A 15,570-nucleotide genomic window follows, 5' to 3' on the forward strand; every position below is an offset into this window, starting at 1 on the left:
ATGGGGTTACAAAAATACGTTTCCACTTAACTTAACCATGATTTACACTAACAATGTTACTAATATAAAATTGATAGGCGAATGGTTCAATTTAGTATTTATAAGATATACACAAAATAAAATACAGGTAACATTTAAAATACGTTTTATATGAGCCTTCCCTTTAGCTTAAGATGTATTAAAATGTTACATTTAAAACTTATAATTTAGGTTTATGAACCGCTTAATTTTCATCATTCTTCTATTTTTATCATTTGGCGTAAAGGCGCAGATTTTGCGTCAAAACCAACAAATTGCACCCGATGAAAGTGCTTTAGCTATACAATATTATCAAGATGCCGATTACGAAAAGGCAGTTGTTCTTTTAGCAAAACTGTTTGCCAAGCCCAACAATGATGGTTATTTCGATTTATACTTCAATTCGTTAATGCGGCTTAAGCAATACGATCTTGCAGAAAAAATAATTAAAAAAGCAATGAGGCAAAGCCCTCAAAACGATGCCTACCCAATTGCTTTAGGTAAGCTTTACCAAGAAAAAGGAGATGTGCAGGCTGCCAACAAAATATTTAATGAGGTAATAAGTAAGTTAACAAAGGATGAATTTAAGATTAGAAATTTAGCCAATAATTTTTATCGTTTCGAAAATTACGACTATGCGGTTTTAACCTTTAAGCAAGGAAGAAAGCTATTGGGCAACGACCAATTATTTACCTATGAGCTCTTAAATATTTATCGCTTTAAAAAGGATAAACCAATGCTGATGCAAGAATATCTTGATGCATTGGCGACCATGCCGCAGGTTTTAGCGCAAGCAGAGGCCATACTGCCGATGATATTTGAGGACAAGGCCGATTATCAAACTTTTCAGACTGCAATTTTAAGAAAGGTTCAAAAAGAACCCGATGCCGAAATCTATATTCAGTTGCTTACTTGGAATTATATTCAACAGCAGGAATTTGACATGGCCCTACGCCAATTAATTGCTTTCGATAAAAGAACAAAAGCCGATGGAGGAACCTTATTTAATGCCATTTATACCTTTGTTGATAACGGCGCATACGAAACTGCGATTAAAGCGTACGATTATTTGTTGACCAAGGGAAAGGATAATCAATATTATTTGCCATCGAAAATCGAGCTGTTAAATACGAAGTATAATCTTCAAACTACAGGAAAGTACCAATTGGCTGATCTTGATTTATTGGCAAAAGATTACCAGACCTTGTTAGATGAGAACGGAAAAAATAAAACCACATTATTCGCCATTAAGAAGCTAGCAAATTTGCAGGCGTATTATTTAAATCAAGCACCAAAGGCTGAAAAAGGATTGGAAGAAGCACTGCAGATTCCGGGGATTAATGCACAAGATATCGGTCAGTTGAAACTGGATTTAGGCGATATTTATATTTTAACCAACCAACCTTGGGAAGCTTTTTTGGTTTATGAGCAAGTGAGTAAGCAATTTGAGGGACAACCGATAGGTAACGAAGCCCGTTTCAGAAGCGCTAAACTGTCTTTTTACCAAGGGAATTTCGAGTACAGCAATGGACAATGCCTAATCTTAAAGGCCGCAACTTCTCAATTAATCGCTAACGACGCATTAAACTTAAGTTTGTTAATATCGGATAATATTCAAACGCCAGCCGATAGCAATGCCTTAAAAATGTATGCAGACGCAGAAATGTTATTGTTCCGCAACCTGCCTATACTGGCTGTTAAAAAATTGGATAGTATCGCGATTACCTATCCTGGCAACGGACTAACAGATGCCACAATGATGAGTAAGGCCAAAATTTTTATAAAAGCCGCCGACTACCAGAAAGCTGCAGATATTCTAAAAAAGTTAACCGATGATTTTAAGGATGGAATTTGGACTGATGATGCGCTTTTTACCCTTGCAGATTTGTATGAGAAAAAGCTGAACGATATAGCCCAAGCTAAGATTTATTTCCAGAAACTGATAACGGATTACCCTGGAAGCATGTTTAGTGCAGAGGCCCGAAAAAGATTTAGAAATTTAAGAGGTGATGGGGTTTAATCCATCAATTATATTATGATTGTTTTATTCTTGAAAATATTCTCCAGTTTTTCTGCAGATAAAAAAGATAAAATAATTGCCGATAATCCAATGAAAGCGAATACGATAATAGCTAAACATATTCCAGTTTCCCAAGGTATAGAACCTTTTGTTAATACGATGCATTTATCCGAGATCTTATAACCACCATCAACCAGTATCTTTTTACTTTCATCGTCTATTACATCATTATCAAACTTCCCCTTAACATGGGCATTTTTCATAAAATAATCTTCAATATCTACATCAGCCACCTTATCATCAATTACAACAACAAAACATTCAGTTTCTTTTAACTTACTCACGTCTTGATTATTTTGATAAACAGGATAAACTATTGATGCCAATGATGTATCGCCCGACTTACCAATACGCAAATTTTCTACATAGAGATCTCCATAAGCACTAACATCAGAAACACCAAAATATCTTGGCAACCTCTCTTTCTCGATATTTTTTACCTCAGCAAGTGTGTAATTTTTAATATTTTTAATTTGCTGATTAAAAACCAGATCAGGAATGGCTTCTAGAATTAAAGCGATTGCTAGACCAATTCCGATCAAACGGTAAATGATCCCTAAGTGTTTAATATAAACGATGCATTTAATAAGAAATTTCATTCGGAGCACTAATAATTTCTTGAAAGTAAATATTTGAGATGAAAGAAAAAAATATCAACTATTTATTTTTTCCAATTCCAAACTACCACATTCCACTCAACGTCGCTGTTATCGGTGTATGTGCTAATTACTTCGAAACCAATACGTTTGTGCGCATGCATCGAACGTAAATTTATGCTAGCGATTTCGGTAATGGCAAAATCGTAGTGATCGCTAAAATGATCTTTATAAGCTTTATAACATCGATCAAATAAGCCTTGACCACGATAATTTTTATCTACACAAACTTGGCCAACAACAATATAATGATAAGTAGCTACAGATTTCTCCTGGAATAGAATATGATCAAAACTTTCGTACATTTCTACTAACCTACGAATGTCGTTTTTCGATTCTTCAGTCATTCCAAGTACATAAGCAATTACCATATCGCCATCCTTGGCAATAATATTTGGCTCGTACTTGTGCATCCTGTTCAAATCATCGAGCGTATGAGAAATGGTCACAAATCCTTGCGCCTTAATTTCCTCTGGAGACAAATCCTTTCTGAGGTTTTGCTTCTGAAGCGCTATAATCCCCTCTAGATCTTTTGTTGTGGAAGAAATGTCGATTGAAATCATTGCATTTTAATTAGGCATCAAGGGCAATTATTGTGAGCGTTAGTAGGAGTATGAAGCAAATACCTGCAAGAATAAGGATTCTGGCACCATGTTGCCTGTCGGTTAACGAATATACAAACCCTTTTTCACCTGAGGCTGTTATTCGTTTTTTCTTCATTAAATCCCAGCCAATAACTATACCTAAAATGCCACCAAATATTGCTGTTAGGTAACCAGTATAAATATAATTTCGCGTAGAATTGTCAACTTTGTGAGCGTTGTTTGTTTGTATCATGCTTGAACAATAGGGAATGCAAATCTAAAAGTTTAGTTAAAACAAAACGAATAAAAATGAGAATGAACAAACTTAATAAAACAGAGATATTAATTACCTTTGCGCCATGCTTTTATACAATGTTACACTGATTTTAGATGATACAGCAGCCGAAGAATGGTTGCAATGGATGCAAGAAACCCATATTCCAGAAGTTATGGCAACAGGCATGTTTGTTTCGCATAGACTACTAAAAGTTATAGATTCGCCAAATGAGGGCGTAACGTATTGCGCACAATATGTGGCAGAAACCATGGAGAACTACACTGAGTATCAAGATGTTTATGCACCAAATTTGCAAGCCGATTTAAACGAAAGATTTAAAAATCGTTTTGTGGCTTATAGAACTTTGATGGAGTTTGTGAGTTAAACCTGACTAAATATTTCAGACTTATCTTAACTTATCATTATTCTTATGCCTATCCGCATCGCGGATGGTTTTCTTTTCGAGGTTTTTTTCTAGTGCTTCTGTTAAGTTAATGCCAGTTTGATTGGCTAAGCAGATTAGCACGAACATCACATCGGCCATTTCATCGGCAAGGTTTACTTCCTCATCACTTTTTTTGAAAGACTGTTCACCATATTTCCGGGCCATGATCCGAGCAACCTCACCAACCTCTTCCATCAAAATGGCGGTATTGGTTAGCTCATTAAAATACCTAATACCTGTGGTTTTGATCCATTGATCAACTGTTTCCTGTGCCTGGTTAATGGTCATGTTTTTCTTCTTCTATTTCTTGGTTGATTCTTTTGTTAATATCTATTTTAGCACCTTGTAAAAGAAATACACTTGCGCCAACTTCTCGTGAATATGGATTTTTGATTTCGCCGATCTTGGTAATTTTCTCAAAAAAAGGTTGTTCCTTTCTCCTTTCGGGATCTTCTTCATCCGCCTCGCGAATTAAAATTAAATCCTTTATTGGTCTATCCATTCTAAACCAATACAGATAATCTGCATTGTATGATACGGCACCAATATTTTTATATTTGGAGTAATAGTTTACTGCACCAGCCAAACCATAATTATCAGCCCTGATTAATAAGGCTGATTTATCGGCAACCTGTTCATAAGCTAAATCAGTTAAATGAGCAATTTCTTTCCAGCCCTGCATATCTGCATAGTCTTGCGGCAATTGATGATTTTTTCCATCCTCCCAGCGCAACATTCCTACCATTTCAAATCTTTTTTGGTTTGCGATGATTTGTTTTGGAGAATAAAGGGGCATCAACAATGGAAGAAAATAGATATGCAGCCCAATATTGAAAGCCAAAAGCAGAACAATCCAAACATATCGCTTATATAAAATCGCACCAAAATACGCAGATCCAAAAGCCAGTAAAACTGGATATAAACCCAATGCATAGTAATCTTTCGCTTTAAAATAGCTGAAGATAATTAAGGTAAAAATGTAAGTTAACATTACCCATCGATATTTTCTGAACGGCTTATAAAAAATTAGCGAACCAATTCCACCCAACAAAATAAGAATGCTGGCAGCAAAAAACAGAAATTGATTTTTGAAAAAATCTAGGCGATTAACATGAACCAATTGCGTTTTAGCCAATAATTTCATGTGTACAAGTACTGGAAAATCATTTTTAATTTGCCAAAAAATATTTGGGGAAACGATAATTAAACCCAAAATAATGGCGAAATAGAAATGCTTATTGGTGAAAATTTTTCGAGTTGGTGTAATTACTATTGCAGGCAACAAACCCATTATCAAAAAGAGAATATTGTATTTGTTGAGGAAACCAAACGCCACCCAAATAGCGAAATAATAAAGATATTTTGGTTCGTTTTTGTCAAAGTATTTTATGAGGTAGAAGAATGTGGCTGTCCAAGCCAAAACATCAAATGAGTTGGGTTGATAAAGTGTATTTAACCTTAAAAAGGCAGAACAAATGCAAGCTATAGCAACAAAACATTTAGCCAATAAGTTTCCATTTAAATGTTCGACTATTTTCCAGCCAAACAAAATGGTCGATGCGCCAAAAAGAGCAGGAAAAAATTTAACCCAAAAAACACCATTTCCAAGTAATTTGATAATTAACGAGTTTATAGATATTAATGGCGGCACCGAAGTAAAACCAGCCGCCAAATGGTTGGCCTGATCCAAGTGTAAAAATTCATCGCGATGAAGTTCGTAAGCATTATTAACCAAAACATAGCTTAAAACAAATTTGAGCGCAAGAAATAAACCAAGAACCCCCCAACCCCTCCGATGAATCGGAGCAGGCTCTAAAGGGGACTTTTCCGTTCCAGTGTTAAGCTCATCTGCCCCTAAATGGAAACTTGAATTTCTATCTATCATAATATTGTTTAGTTGTTTTCACAATCCCTATATTTACCATCGCTTATTGCTCCCCCTTCAGGGGGCTGGGGGGGTTACTCTTTATTCTTCGAATCAATCAAAATGGTAACAGGTCCATCATTTACCAGAGCGATTTTCATATCAGCACCAAAAATTCCTGTTTGTATTTTCTTCCCCATTAAAGTAGATAGTTTTTCAATCATTTTTTCGTAAAGTGGGATAGCAATATCTGGTCTTGCCGCTCGGGTAAAACCAGGCCTATTTCCTTTTTTTGTAGATGCGAACAAAGTGAATTGACTAATCAAAAGAATATCTCCATTTACATCTGCCAAAGCTTTATTCATCATTCCATTTTCATCTCCAAAAACCCGCATACCAACAATTTTTTGTGCAAGCCAATCTAAATCCTCATTTGTATCAGCATCCTCAATCCCTAAAAGTACCAGAAATCCAGTTTCAATTTGGCCAGTAATGTCGCCATCAACTGTGCAACTTGCTTGTGTAACTCTTTGTAAAACTGCTCGCATTTTATGTTACTTTTGATCGATAAAATTGATATGCGCAAGATAAGTATTTTAGTGATTGCTGTGTTTTTCTTCTTCGGCTGTAAGCAGAAATTTACGATTTACCCAACCTTTTATTATTGGAAAACTGATTATAAAAATAAGAAAGCAGAAACCAATTATCTCGAACAATTTAAATCAAAATCGCTCTACGTTCGAATAATGGATATAGACTTTAATCCAGATATTCAGCAACCTACTCCAGTTTCGCCCATCAATTTTTCTGATCCTCTGCCTAAACAGATTGATATTATTCCAGTCGTATTTATTGTAAATCACATCTTCGATAAAATCGATACTAAACAAAGTGATTTGCTGGCAGATCGAATAGCAAAATTTGTGGATGCAAAAGTTAAACAAGCAGGGAAATCTAATTATACCGAACTGCAAATAGATTGCGATTGGACTAAAACTACTCGTGATCGATATTTCTCCTTCCTTGAAGAATTAAAAAAACATCCCATTTTAAAAGGCAAAACCATTTCTGTTACCTTGCGACTTCATCAGGTTAAAAATATCATTTCAAGCGGCATTCCCCCAGTAAAAAAAGCGTTGCTCATGTGCTACAACATGGGTAATCTAAGAAAGTATGGAGAACAAAATTCCATTCTCGATCAACATGAAATGGATGTTTATTTGAAAGATTTCCTAGAAAATTATCCATTAAAACTAGATGTTGCTCTACCAATTTTTGAGTGGGCGGTAGTTTTTCGGAATCAACAATATGCAGGAATTTCAAAACGAATTACTCAAGCTAAAATCGATGATAAGAAACTATTCAAACAACGAGGAACTTCAATTTTATATGATCTTCTGTTAGACTATCCTGCCGCTGGATTAAAACAGGGAGACGTAATTCGATGGGAAAAAATTTCTCCTCAAAATTTATTTGCAACATCCAAATTTTTATCACGATATTTAAAACCAGAAGAACGAAATCTCGTTTTCTATCATCTCGACACCGACCTTTTAAAACATTTTACGAATGAAGAACTTCAAAAAGTTATCGCTAATTTTTAGCGTTTTCTTAATTACATTTTTCGGCGAAATTGCCGTAAACATTGCCTGTGGTGGCGAAGTAGATCCTTACGATTATTACATTTCCTATTTCCACAACAACGTTGAGGGTAATGAATACACGCCTTTTGCCTATAATCAGATGGCTTATTTAAATAGCGAGGATGATGTAGCGAGTGAATCGGAAATTAATAGCCGTGAATGGGCGAAATATTTAGATGTTAAGGAACAAGATGTACATAAAATCATGTATAACGTTGATAGTGCAACGAGCAGTAAGCTTGCGCATTATGATGGAAAACTTTCCGAGTTACCAGACAGTTTGCAAAAAAATACTTTCATACAAGGTTTAGAAAAACACAAAGCTGCTTTGAAATATTACAGCTTCGCCAAAAGCTGCGAGCCTTATGCGGCTATCAATTTCGATCTGTGGGATCCGAAACCTCGCGACAGCACGCAAATGGATATTAAAGCTAAAGAGGGATTGAAATTAAAGGAATTGGAAAAAGACGATTTTTTGAAGTTAAGATACGCCTACCAAGCCCAGCGAATGTTTCATTATGCGGGCTTGCACACCGATAGTAAAAATGTTTACGATAAATTTATCAAAACAAATAATACAAATAGTGCAGTTAAAGGCTGGGCTTTAGCGTTGTATGCTGGTTCGATTCGCCGTTTAGGTAATCCTGATGAATCTGCGTTTCTATTTTCTAAAGTTTTCGCTAATAATCCAGAGCGAAGAGTTCAAGCTTATAAAAATTATTACTATAACAGCGCTCCTGTAAATGGAGCATTGAAATACGCTAAAACAAATGAGGAGAAAGCGAATATTTGGGCGATAAACGGATTTGGAAATCCAAATTTCAACATTGAAAGTTTAAACAAGGTTTATCAGTACGAACCAAAAAGCGAACTGAACGGTGCGCTTTTGGTTAGAGAGGTTAATAAACTCGAACAAGCATTAATTGAGGCGAATGATATTGCAAGAATATCTTATAGTTATTATTTCTCTGAAAATAACCCGAAACAGCGGGATAGTGTTAAAAATATAAACCTAAAACAACTGAATTTAGTAAGAAATTTTGCTGTTAAATTGGCTACCGAAAAGAAATATCCACAACCTGAATTGGGAACTTTAACCGCCGCTTATCTATCTTGGATGGAGAATAAAGATTTCTTGGCTTCAAATTATTTAGCGATTCTAAATCCAGATAAACTTCCTGAAAAGTTACGCGATCAATACCGAATTACTGATTTATTGATTAAGGCTAAAAACATCAAAAAAGGAAATCCTTTCAATGAGAACGATTTGTTGCCAACTTTAAAATGGCTGGACGAAAAGCGATTTGCAGAGAATGAAACTCAAGTTAACGATTGGGCGAATGAGGATAAAAGATTTAGCAGAACCACCAGAAATTTTTATCAGCAAATATTGGCGCCGGCATATTTAAAATTAGGTGATACGGCTAAAGCGGCTTTAGCAATGGTTAAGGGAGATTTGGAATCGAGAACATTGAAAGAAAATTCCTTGTTCAAAAACATAAGCTACCAAACCACTTCATTTTGGCAACAATATTTAAGTCCGAAAAGCATGCAAGGTTTAGTTGTGTACAAAACCAAAGCCGCTGGAAGTGACCTAACTGCAATGTTGGCAAAAGCTTTAAATCAATTTAAAAATGATGATTTTTATGAGCTTTATGGAACTACCTATTTGAGAACGCATCAATACGATAAAGCGGTTCAAATGTTTGCTAAAGTATCGCCAAATTACAGCTATTTCAACCCTGAAAACTATTATGCTGATGATGCAAATTCGAAATTATATGCCAACCCTTTTATTCAAACGATAAATGATTTTCCGAAAAAGTATGTTTCAGCAAAAGCATCGATTACTAAAAAAGCATTTGCTGCAGAAATGCTACGCTTGCAAAAATTAACAGTGAGTGATAAAACCAATGCTGCATTGTATTATTTTAAAATGGCGAACGCGGTTTATCAAACGGGATACTATGGAAATAGCTGGTTTTTAATCAGTTACGATTGGTCGACTTACGATAATATTAGTCCGGCGAGATATGGTTACGACGTAGATTACAAGAAAGCACAAACCGCAAAGACTTGGTACTTAAAGGCAAGAGCCTTAAGCACAGATCCTGATTTCGAAGCCAAATGTACTTTCATGCTGGCCAAATGTGCGCAAAAGCAAATTATCTTAAATTCGAAATTAAACTCATTCAGTTATTGGGATAAGGATGATGTGAAGTTTAAAAATTTCATTAAAGCGAATTACAACAATCCGTACTTTAAAGAATTGAAGTTAACCTACAGCAAAACGCCGTTTTATCGAGTTGCTGCTGGCGATTGTAGTTATTTGGGAGATTTTATAGCGAGGAAATAGAAATAGCTGCAAGACTTTTGAAAAAACTGAAATGGCGGTAATCAGAATATTCGGAATTTCGTTAGTGCTGATGGGAGGTTTTCTAGCGTACGGACTTTTAGGCTCATACCGACCAATTTTGTTCGGAACAAAAAGGGAAGCTACAATTGTTGCTGTTAAGCGTTTTGACAATAAGAGATTTACATACGTATATTATCCTGTATTTCAATTTGCTCATCAGAACAAGACAATTAGAATTATAGATAAAAGCGGTGATGTGAAAGAAGATAGTGTTGGCTTAAAAGCATTTATTTATTACGATGAAAATTATGGCATTAGTCGAGGTTTCACATCTGTTATTATAATATTTTCCATTATTAGTATTTCTTGCCTATTTTTTGGTCTGGTTGCGCTATTATATAAGGGAAGAATTTGAGCTACAAACAGGTAATAGACTTTATTTTTCCAAACGAAATGATGTTGAGGATATCAGCCTTAAACCTAATACCCTCAACCTTTTACCTCAGGTTACCACCTAATCAGCGCACTAGCCCAAGTAAAACCAGAGCCAAAAGCGGCAAGGCAAACTAGATCGCCATCTTTAATTTTTCCAGCTTCCCATGCCTCGCATAAAGCAATAGGAACGGATGCCGCAGTAGTGTTTCCGTATTTTTGAATGTTATTGAAAACCTGATCATCGCTTAAACCCAACAGGTTTTGAACGTATTGACTGATCCGTAGGTTTGCTTGATGTGGAACCAACATATCAATATCTTTTTCAGTTAAATTATTGGCGGCTAAAGCTTCTTTAATTACCTCTGGAAATTTAACAACTGCTTTTTTAAAAACCGCCGGACCATCCATATAAGGCAAAGCAGCACCACTTTCCAAAATTTCAGGAGTCATGAACAATCCACCCAATTCTTGATCGGGAAAGGCAGGTTTATCTTTCATCCATTTATTGGCGTGAGAGCCTGGATAATACATGGCTAGAATTTCAGCATCGGCACCATCACTGTGTAAGTGAGTACTTAAAATCCCCTTACCTTTTTCATCTGTAGGCTGTAAAACTACTGCTCCTGCCCCATCACCAAAAATTACCGAAACATTACGGCTACGGGTTTCGAAATCCATGGCGAACGAATGTTTCTCGCTACCCACCACTAAAACATTTTTATACATGCCCGTTTTTACAAACTGATCGGCAACAGAAAGCGCATAAACAAATCCTGAACACTGGTTACGAATATCCAAAGCGCCAATTTCACCCATCCCCATTTCACGTTGCAATAAAACGCCGCAACCAGGAAAATAATAATCAGGACTTAAAGTAGCGAAAACGATAAAATCCACATCTTTAGCTGTAATTCCAGCTCTTTCTATTGCGATTTTAGCAGCCTCAATCCCCATGGTAGTAGTGGTTTCTTCATTCCGATCGGCAAAACGGCGTTCCTTAATGCCAGTTCGCTCCTGAATCCACTCATCGTTGGTTTCCATGAACCTACTTAAATCATTATTGGTGTACACATTTTTCGGAACGTAGTAACCTATTCCCGCTATTTTAGATTGATGCATGCTCATGTTATTATTTGGTTAACAAATGTATTAAAAGAGATGGAAGATGTGTGAGGTAAGATGGAAAATGTAATTCAAAATTTATAAAATGATTTATAGGGTAGTCGTCAAGATTCGCAACCATCTTCCATTTAACATATTACATCTTCCATAAAATTAGTTATTTTTGCGGCATGTCTACAGAAACCAAAGAAGAGACCTTTACGCTCGAAGAAATTTTAACTTCCCTTAAAACCGTACATCGCCTTATTTTGTGGAATGATGATATTAATACTTTCGATCATGTGATTTACTGCATGATGAAGTATTTAGATTATAACGAATCTCAATCAGAAAAAATTGCCTGGAAAGTGCATAATGATGGCAAATGCCCAGTTTTGGAGGGTTCTTTTACAGAGATGGAAGTTTACCGTAAAATTTTGCAACAAGAGGGGTTGACAGTTTCGGTTGATTAGCTTAATTCTCCCCATTACTCTATTTGTTCAAGTAACATATGAAAAATATTGACAAAAAAAGTTTGGAAAATGCTTTCCGTTTATTTGATAGTGGAGATATCTATAAAATAGAAATTGGCACCACTAAAGGATTACAAGATATTCATCAATATTTGTTTGCCGATTTATATGATTTTGCTGGCAAAATACGAACATTAAATATTTCTAAAGGCGGATTTAGGTTTGCAACAGCTTTGTATTTAAACGAAATTTTAGCAAAGGTGGAACAAATGCCAGAAAATACTTTTGAAGAAATTGTTGTCAAGTATGTAGAAATGAACATTGTACACCCATTTATGGAAGGTAATGGCAGAACCATGCGCATCTGGCTAGACATGATTTTAAAAGAAAGAATTAAAAGATTAGTAAATTGGCAATTTATAGACAAGACACTTTACTTACAGGCTATGGAACGTAGTCCAATTAATGATCTGGAGTTAAAAACCTTACTTTCAGCTAACCTGACCGATGATGTGAGTAACAGAGAAGTTATCTTCAAAGGTATAGAACAATCTTACTACTACGAAGGGTATGAAAAAGAAAATGATGATTAAGGAATTAACCCTCCAAGCCTTTCAATAAAATTGCCAACTCTGCCTGCGTACTTTGCGTTTTATCTTTTGCATACCAACCATGAAGTTTCTCAGCTAAAATCGGCATTTCTGTAGTTTCTTTTCGCCACTCTTTTAAAAGCTCCTGCAAAATTTGTGGTCTTGGCGCCCATGTAGCTAAAACTTGATCAGCTTCTCCATTCAGCACAACTAAAACCGGAATTGCTCTTCCGCCATTGGTTAAATGCGCATCAATTAAAGGAAGATTTTTATCGCGAAGTACAAATTTCAAATCAATTCTTCCTAAAGAGGCTTTTGCGATTTTATTGAAAACCGGAACAATTTGAGCAGCATCGCCACACCAACCCTCAGTAATTACCAAGAATTTATAATCTGATTTTAAATGATTAATGGTTGATGTTAATACATCAGTCAAGCTAATCGTCTTATCAACGCGACTCATCCTTTGCACATTCATTTTAGTATAGTGCAAATCGTAAGTTACATCACCTGTAGCCTTTCCCTCTAACAAAAGTCGATCTATCAAAGCACGGTATGTTTGATAATCCATTCCTTGCTTGCTGAAAATTTCGCTGTAATTAACCATGATGTTTTAAATTATGTGGCAAAGGAAAGGAGAAATTCAATGAAATTAATCATTGATTTGCAAGAAAAAAGCTAGATAAATTTATTACACAACGGTTAGCTAGACAACTCTGCAACAGAAGTTTCCTGCAGATTTTGGCTAATTTAAACCCGATTGAAATGGAAAGCCCACATCCCGATTTTTCATCGGGAGAGGACTTGAAATGAAAGGCGGGGCTGCTACAACCTAAATACACAGAAACCTGCTTTACAAAAACTAAGCTTCCATCAACTTACTTACATGCTGTGTCAACGCCACAAAATCCTCAACCGTTAATTGCTCAGCACGTTTTTCAAAATAAATATGATCATCCATTTTATCTTTCGGCATTACAGCAGAAACCGCGTTGCGCAAAGTTTTTCTACGTTGATTAAAACCTGCCTTAACTACACGCCAGAAAAGTTTCTCATCACAATCTAGATTTTCAACTTCATTTCGCGTTAAGCGAATAACAGCAGAATGCACTTTTGGTGGCGGATTGAAAGTTCCCGGTTTAACCGTGAACAGGTATTCAATTTTGTAATAAGCTTGAAGAAAAACACTCAGAATTCCATAATCTTTTGTTCCTGCAGGTGAGGCGCATCGCTGTGCAACTTCCCTTTGAAACATACCCACCATTTCTATCACCTTGTGGCGATTATCTAAAATCTTAAATAAAATTTGCGAAGAAATATTATAGGGAAAGTTCCCGATGATGGCAAATTTATCTGGAAAAATTGAATCAAAGTCCATCTTCAAAAAATCACCATTAATTAAACGATCGCCTAACTGTGGGTATTTTTCATTCAGAAAGTGAAACGACTCTGTATCAATATCAATAAGGTAAGTTTCTAAATCTTGGCGTTGCAACAAAAAATCAGACAGAATTCCCATTCCAGGGCCAACCTCCAAAACCTGATTATACTTATCGGTACTAATCAAACTTTCTACAATGCGATTTGCAATGCCTTTATCGGTTAAAAAATGCTGACCTAAATGTTTTTTCGCTTTTACTAAACTCATACCCCCAACCCCTAAAGGGGCTTTAAAATTTCAAATGATTACTGCAAAGATAGGCTTAATATTTCTTTGCGAATAACTTCGTGTTCTTTGCGGTTTCATTTTTTTTAACGTCTTTAAACGAAAATCAGTAATTTGCGCTAAAATTTCCCAGTAATTATGAGCAATAAACTTAAAATTGGCATCAGTATAGGCGACGTGAACGGCATAGGTTTAGAGGTAATCATCAAAACTTTATCTAACCCTGCTATTTTAAATTATTGTACACCAATCGTTTATGGCCATACCAAGGTTTCTTCTTTCCACAGAAAGGCAAACAACCTTGGCGATTTCAATTTTAATGTGATCAATCATGCTAACCAAGCCCAATTAAAAAAGGCTAACATGATCAATTGCTGGGAGGAAGATGTAAAAATCGAACTCGGACAAGTAACACAAACCGGCGGAAAATATGCGCTTTTATCGTTAGAGAGAGCAACTGCCGATTTAGTAGCTGGCGATATTGACGCCTTGGTTACTGCTCCAATTAACAAGCACAATATTCAATCAGAAACTTTTTCTTTTCCTGGTCATACGGAATATTTGCAAGAAAAAAGTGGTAGCAAAGATGTGTTAATGTTCTTGATTAGCGAGAATCTACGTGTTGGCGTGGTTACTGGCCACATTCCTGTAAAAGATGTTTCAACGGCAATTACTAAAGAAAAAATCCTCAATAAAATAAAACTGATTAACGAAAGTTTAAAGAAAGATTTCTGGATCGAGAAACCAAAAATTGCGGTTTTAGGATTAAATCCGCATGCTAGCGATAACGGTTTATTGGGTACAGAAGAGGCAGAAATTATTACTCCGGCCATTCAAGAGGCTTACGATAAAGGTATAGTTTGTTTTGGCCCTTATCCTGCCGATGGCTTTTTCGGAAATGGCAGCTACAAACAATTTGATGCTGTTTTGGCCATGTATCACGATCAGGGTTTAATTCCTTTCAAAACCTTGGCTTTTCATAACGGCGTAAACTATACGGCAGGTTTAAACTTCGTTCGCACCTCGCCAGATCATGGTACAGGTTATGATATTGCTGGAAAAGACCTTGCCGATTCTACATCATTTACTGAGGCTTTATTTTCGGCAATCCACATCGTAAAAAATCGTAGAGAGCAGGAGGAATTGTTAAGTAACCAATTACGTGGCGGCGGCAAGATTGTAGAAACACAATTCGATATCAAGGATGATGCATCGTAATGATGTTTTAGTTATCAGATGAATATCTGCATATTGTCCATATTCATCGGATGACTATTTGGATCCATAAAACCAACCAGCAAATAAATTCTAAGTGATTTTTTTGTAAAGCAAGGCTCTCCATTTCATCGGCTCCGCTAGTCCTGCTTTCCGTTATATCCCAG

At 35.9% G+C, this 15,570-nt stretch carries 17 protein-coding genes; 8 read left to right on the top strand and 9 right to left on the bottom strand.

Annotated elements, in window-relative coordinates; genetic code table 11:
- Positions 1-214 precede the first annotated feature (214 nt).
- Entirely contained in the window at positions 215-2,038 is a 1,824-nt protein-coding gene (locus tag EZ449_RS00700) for a tetratricopeptide repeat protein (RefSeq protein ID WP_131556036.1), read from the top strand.
- 8 nt (positions 2,039-2,046) lie between these two features.
- Here the strand turns inward: EZ449_RS00700 and EZ449_RS00705 are convergent, their stop codons facing one another.
- The 3 genes from EZ449_RS00705 to EZ449_RS00715 form a co-directional block, all read right to left on the bottom strand.
- Positions 2,047-2,697: a hypothetical protein gene (locus EZ449_RS00705; RefSeq protein WP_131556037.1), complete on the bottom strand. Its 651-nt coding sequence runs from the start codon at positions 2,695-2,697 to the stop codon at positions 2,047-2,049.
- 62 nt (positions 2,698-2,759) lie between these two features.
- On the bottom strand, positions 2,760-3,317 hold the full coding sequence (locus EZ449_RS00710) for a GNAT family N-acetyltransferase (RefSeq protein ID WP_131556038.1): 558 nt from the start codon (positions 3,315-3,317) through the stop codon (positions 2,760-2,762).
- A gap of 10 nt (positions 3,318-3,327) precedes the next feature.
- Positions 3,328-3,591: a hypothetical protein gene (locus EZ449_RS00715; protein ID WP_131556039.1), complete on the bottom strand. Its 264-nt coding sequence runs from the start codon at positions 3,589-3,591 to the stop codon at positions 3,328-3,330.
- A 106-nt stretch (positions 3,592-3,697) separates the two neighbouring features.
- Here EZ449_RS00715 and EZ449_RS00720 point away from each other — a divergent pair, with 106 nt between their 5' ends.
- A complete protein-coding gene (locus EZ449_RS00720; RefSeq protein WP_131556040.1) occupies positions 3,698-4,000 on the top strand; it encodes a DUF4286 family protein in 303 nt (100 codons plus the stop codon).
- Between the two features lie 21 nt (positions 4,001-4,021).
- Here EZ449_RS00720 and EZ449_RS00725 read toward each other — a convergent pair whose 3' ends face one another.
- The 3 genes from EZ449_RS00725 to dtd form a co-directional block, all read right to left on the bottom strand.
- Complete coding sequence (locus EZ449_RS00725; protein WP_131556041.1) at positions 4,022-4,348, bottom strand: nucleotide pyrophosphohydrolase; 327 nt, start codon at positions 4,346-4,348, stop codon at positions 4,022-4,024.
- Positions 4,338-5,945, bottom strand: a complete 1,608-nt coding sequence (locus EZ449_RS00730) for a glycosyltransferase family 39 protein (protein ID WP_131556042.1) — start codon at positions 5,943-5,945, stop codon at positions 4,338-4,340. Before EZ449_RS00730 ends, EZ449_RS00725 begins: the two co-directional genes overlap by 11 nt.
- A 74-nt stretch (positions 5,946-6,019) precedes the next feature.
- Positions 6,020-6,472, bottom strand: a complete 453-nt coding sequence (dtd, locus tag EZ449_RS00735; RefSeq protein WP_131556043.1) for a D-aminoacyl-tRNA deacylase — start codon at positions 6,470-6,472, stop codon at positions 6,020-6,022.
- 3 nt (positions 6,473-6,475) lie between these two features.
- On the opposite strand from dtd, the gene EZ449_RS00740 reads away from it, so the two are divergent.
- From EZ449_RS00740 to EZ449_RS00750, 3 genes are read left to right on the top strand one after another with little or no spacing between them, the layout of a single operon-like run.
- Positions 6,476-7,528 (top strand): hypothetical protein, encoded by a 1,053-nt coding sequence (locus EZ449_RS00740; RefSeq protein WP_225872187.1) that lies wholly within the window; start codon positions 6,476-6,478, stop codon positions 7,526-7,528.
- Positions 7,494-9,923, top strand: coding sequence for a hypothetical protein (locus EZ449_RS00745; protein ID WP_131556044.1), 2,430 nt, complete (start codon positions 7,494-7,496; stop codon positions 9,921-9,923). Before EZ449_RS00740 ends, EZ449_RS00745 begins: the two co-directional genes overlap by 35 nt.
- Before the next feature lie 31 nt (positions 9,924-9,954).
- Entirely contained in the window at positions 9,955-10,338 is a 384-nt protein-coding gene (locus tag EZ449_RS00750) for a hypothetical protein (protein ID WP_131556045.1), read from the top strand.
- A gap of 92 nt (positions 10,339-10,430) precedes the next feature.
- Here EZ449_RS00750 and EZ449_RS00755 read toward each other — a convergent pair whose 3' ends face one another.
- On the bottom strand, positions 10,431-11,483 hold the full coding sequence (locus EZ449_RS00755) for a 3-oxoacyl-ACP synthase III family protein (RefSeq protein ID WP_131556046.1): 1,053 nt from the start codon (positions 11,481-11,483) through the stop codon (positions 10,431-10,433).
- 167 nt (positions 11,484-11,650) lie between these two features.
- Between EZ449_RS00755 and EZ449_RS00760 the strand changes: the two genes are divergently transcribed.
- Both EZ449_RS00760 and fic read left to right on the top strand, forming a co-directional pair.
- A complete protein-coding gene (locus EZ449_RS00760; RefSeq protein WP_088302569.1) occupies positions 11,651-11,932 on the top strand; it encodes an ATP-dependent Clp protease adaptor ClpS in 282 nt (93 codons plus the stop codon).
- 38 nt (positions 11,933-11,970) lie between these two features.
- Positions 11,971-12,525 (top strand): protein adenylyltransferase Fic, encoded by a 555-nt coding sequence (fic, locus tag EZ449_RS00765; protein WP_131556047.1) that lies wholly within the window; start codon positions 11,971-11,973, stop codon positions 12,523-12,525.
- A gap of 4 nt (positions 12,526-12,529) precedes the next feature.
- On the opposite strand, the gene EZ449_RS00770 is transcribed toward fic, so the two are convergent.
- The gene (locus tag EZ449_RS00770) at positions 12,530-13,129 is read right to left on the bottom strand and encodes a thioredoxin family protein (RefSeq protein WP_131556048.1); all 600 of its coding nucleotides are present in this window, start codon (positions 13,127-13,129) and stop codon (positions 12,530-12,532) included.
- 255 nt (positions 13,130-13,384) lie between these two features.
- The gene (gene rsmA / locus EZ449_RS00775; RefSeq protein WP_131556049.1) at positions 13,385-14,170 is read right to left on the bottom strand and encodes a 16S rRNA (adenine(1518)-N(6)/adenine(1519)-N(6))-dimethyltransferase RsmA; all 786 of its coding nucleotides are present in this window, start codon (positions 14,168-14,170) and stop codon (positions 13,385-13,387) included.
- A gap of 156 nt (positions 14,171-14,326) precedes the next feature.
- Here rsmA and pdxA point away from each other — a divergent pair, with 156 nt between their 5' ends.
- Positions 14,327-15,406 (top strand): 4-hydroxythreonine-4-phosphate dehydrogenase PdxA, encoded by a 1,080-nt coding sequence (gene pdxA / locus EZ449_RS00780; protein WP_131556050.1) that lies wholly within the window; start codon positions 14,327-14,329, stop codon positions 15,404-15,406.
- Positions 15,407-15,570: the final 164 nt, after the last annotated feature.

Source organism: Pedobacter frigidisoli (assembly GCF_004331675.1).
Taxonomy (GTDB): Bacteria; Bacteroidota; Bacteroidia; order Sphingobacteriales; family Sphingobacteriaceae; genus Pedobacter; species Pedobacter frigidisoli.

Bases quoted from the DNA above. Each gene is read 5' to 3' on its own strand.
- EZ449_RS00750 (WP_131556045.1), top strand. From the start codon at position 9,955: ATGGCGGTAATCAGAATATTCGGAATTTCGTTAGTGCTGATGGGAGGT.
- EZ449_RS00760 (WP_088302569.1), top strand. From the start codon at position 11,651: ATGTCTACAGAAACCAAAGAAGAGACCTTTACGCTCGAAGAAATTTTA.
- fic (WP_131556047.1), top strand. From the start codon at position 11,971: ATGAAAAATATTGACAAAAAAAGTTTGGAAAATGCTTTCCGTTTATTT.
- EZ449_RS00740 (WP_225872187.1), top strand. From the start codon at position 6,476: ATGTTACTTTTGATCGATAAAATTGATATGCGCAAGATAAGTATTTTA.
- dtd (WP_131556043.1), bottom strand. From the start codon at position 6,472: ATGCGAGCAGTTTTACAAAGAGTTACACAAGCAAGTTGCACAGTTGAT.
- EZ449_RS00700 (WP_131556036.1), top strand. From the start codon at position 215: ATGAACCGCTTAATTTTCATCATTCTTCTATTTTTATCATTTGGCGTA.
- EZ449_RS00720 (WP_131556040.1), top strand. From the start codon at position 3,698: ATGCTTTTATACAATGTTACACTGATTTTAGATGATACAGCAGCCGAA.
- rsmA (WP_131556049.1), bottom strand. From the start codon at position 14,170: ATGAGTTTAGTAAAAGCGAAAAAACATTTAGGTCAGCATTTTTTAACC.
- EZ449_RS00730 (WP_131556042.1), bottom strand. From the start codon at position 5,945: ATGATAGATAGAAATTCAAGTTTCCATTTAGGGGCAGATGAGCTTAAC.
- EZ449_RS00715 (WP_131556039.1), bottom strand. From the start codon at position 3,591: ATGATACAAACAAACAACGCTCACAAAGTTGACAATTCTACGCGAAAT.
- pdxA (WP_131556050.1), top strand. From the start codon at position 14,327: ATGAGCAATAAACTTAAAATTGGCATCAGTATAGGCGACGTGAACGGC.
- EZ449_RS00770 (WP_131556048.1), bottom strand. From the start codon at position 13,129: ATGGTTAATTACAGCGAAATTTTCAGCAAGCAAGGAATGGATTATCAA.
- EZ449_RS00725 (WP_131556041.1), bottom strand. From the start codon at position 4,348: ATGACCATTAACCAGGCACAGGAAACAGTTGATCAATGGATCAAAACC.
- EZ449_RS00705 (WP_131556037.1), bottom strand. From the start codon at position 2,697: ATGAAATTTCTTATTAAATGCATCGTTTATATTAAACACTTAGGGATC.
- EZ449_RS00755 (WP_131556046.1), bottom strand. From the start codon at position 11,483: ATGAGCATGCATCAATCTAAAATAGCGGGAATAGGTTACTACGTTCCG.
- EZ449_RS00710 (WP_131556038.1), bottom strand. From the start codon at position 3,317: ATGATTTCAATCGACATTTCTTCCACAACAAAAGATCTAGAGGGGATT.
- EZ449_RS00745 (WP_131556044.1), top strand. From the start codon at position 7,494: ATGAAGAACTTCAAAAAGTTATCGCTAATTTTTAGCGTTTTCTTAATT.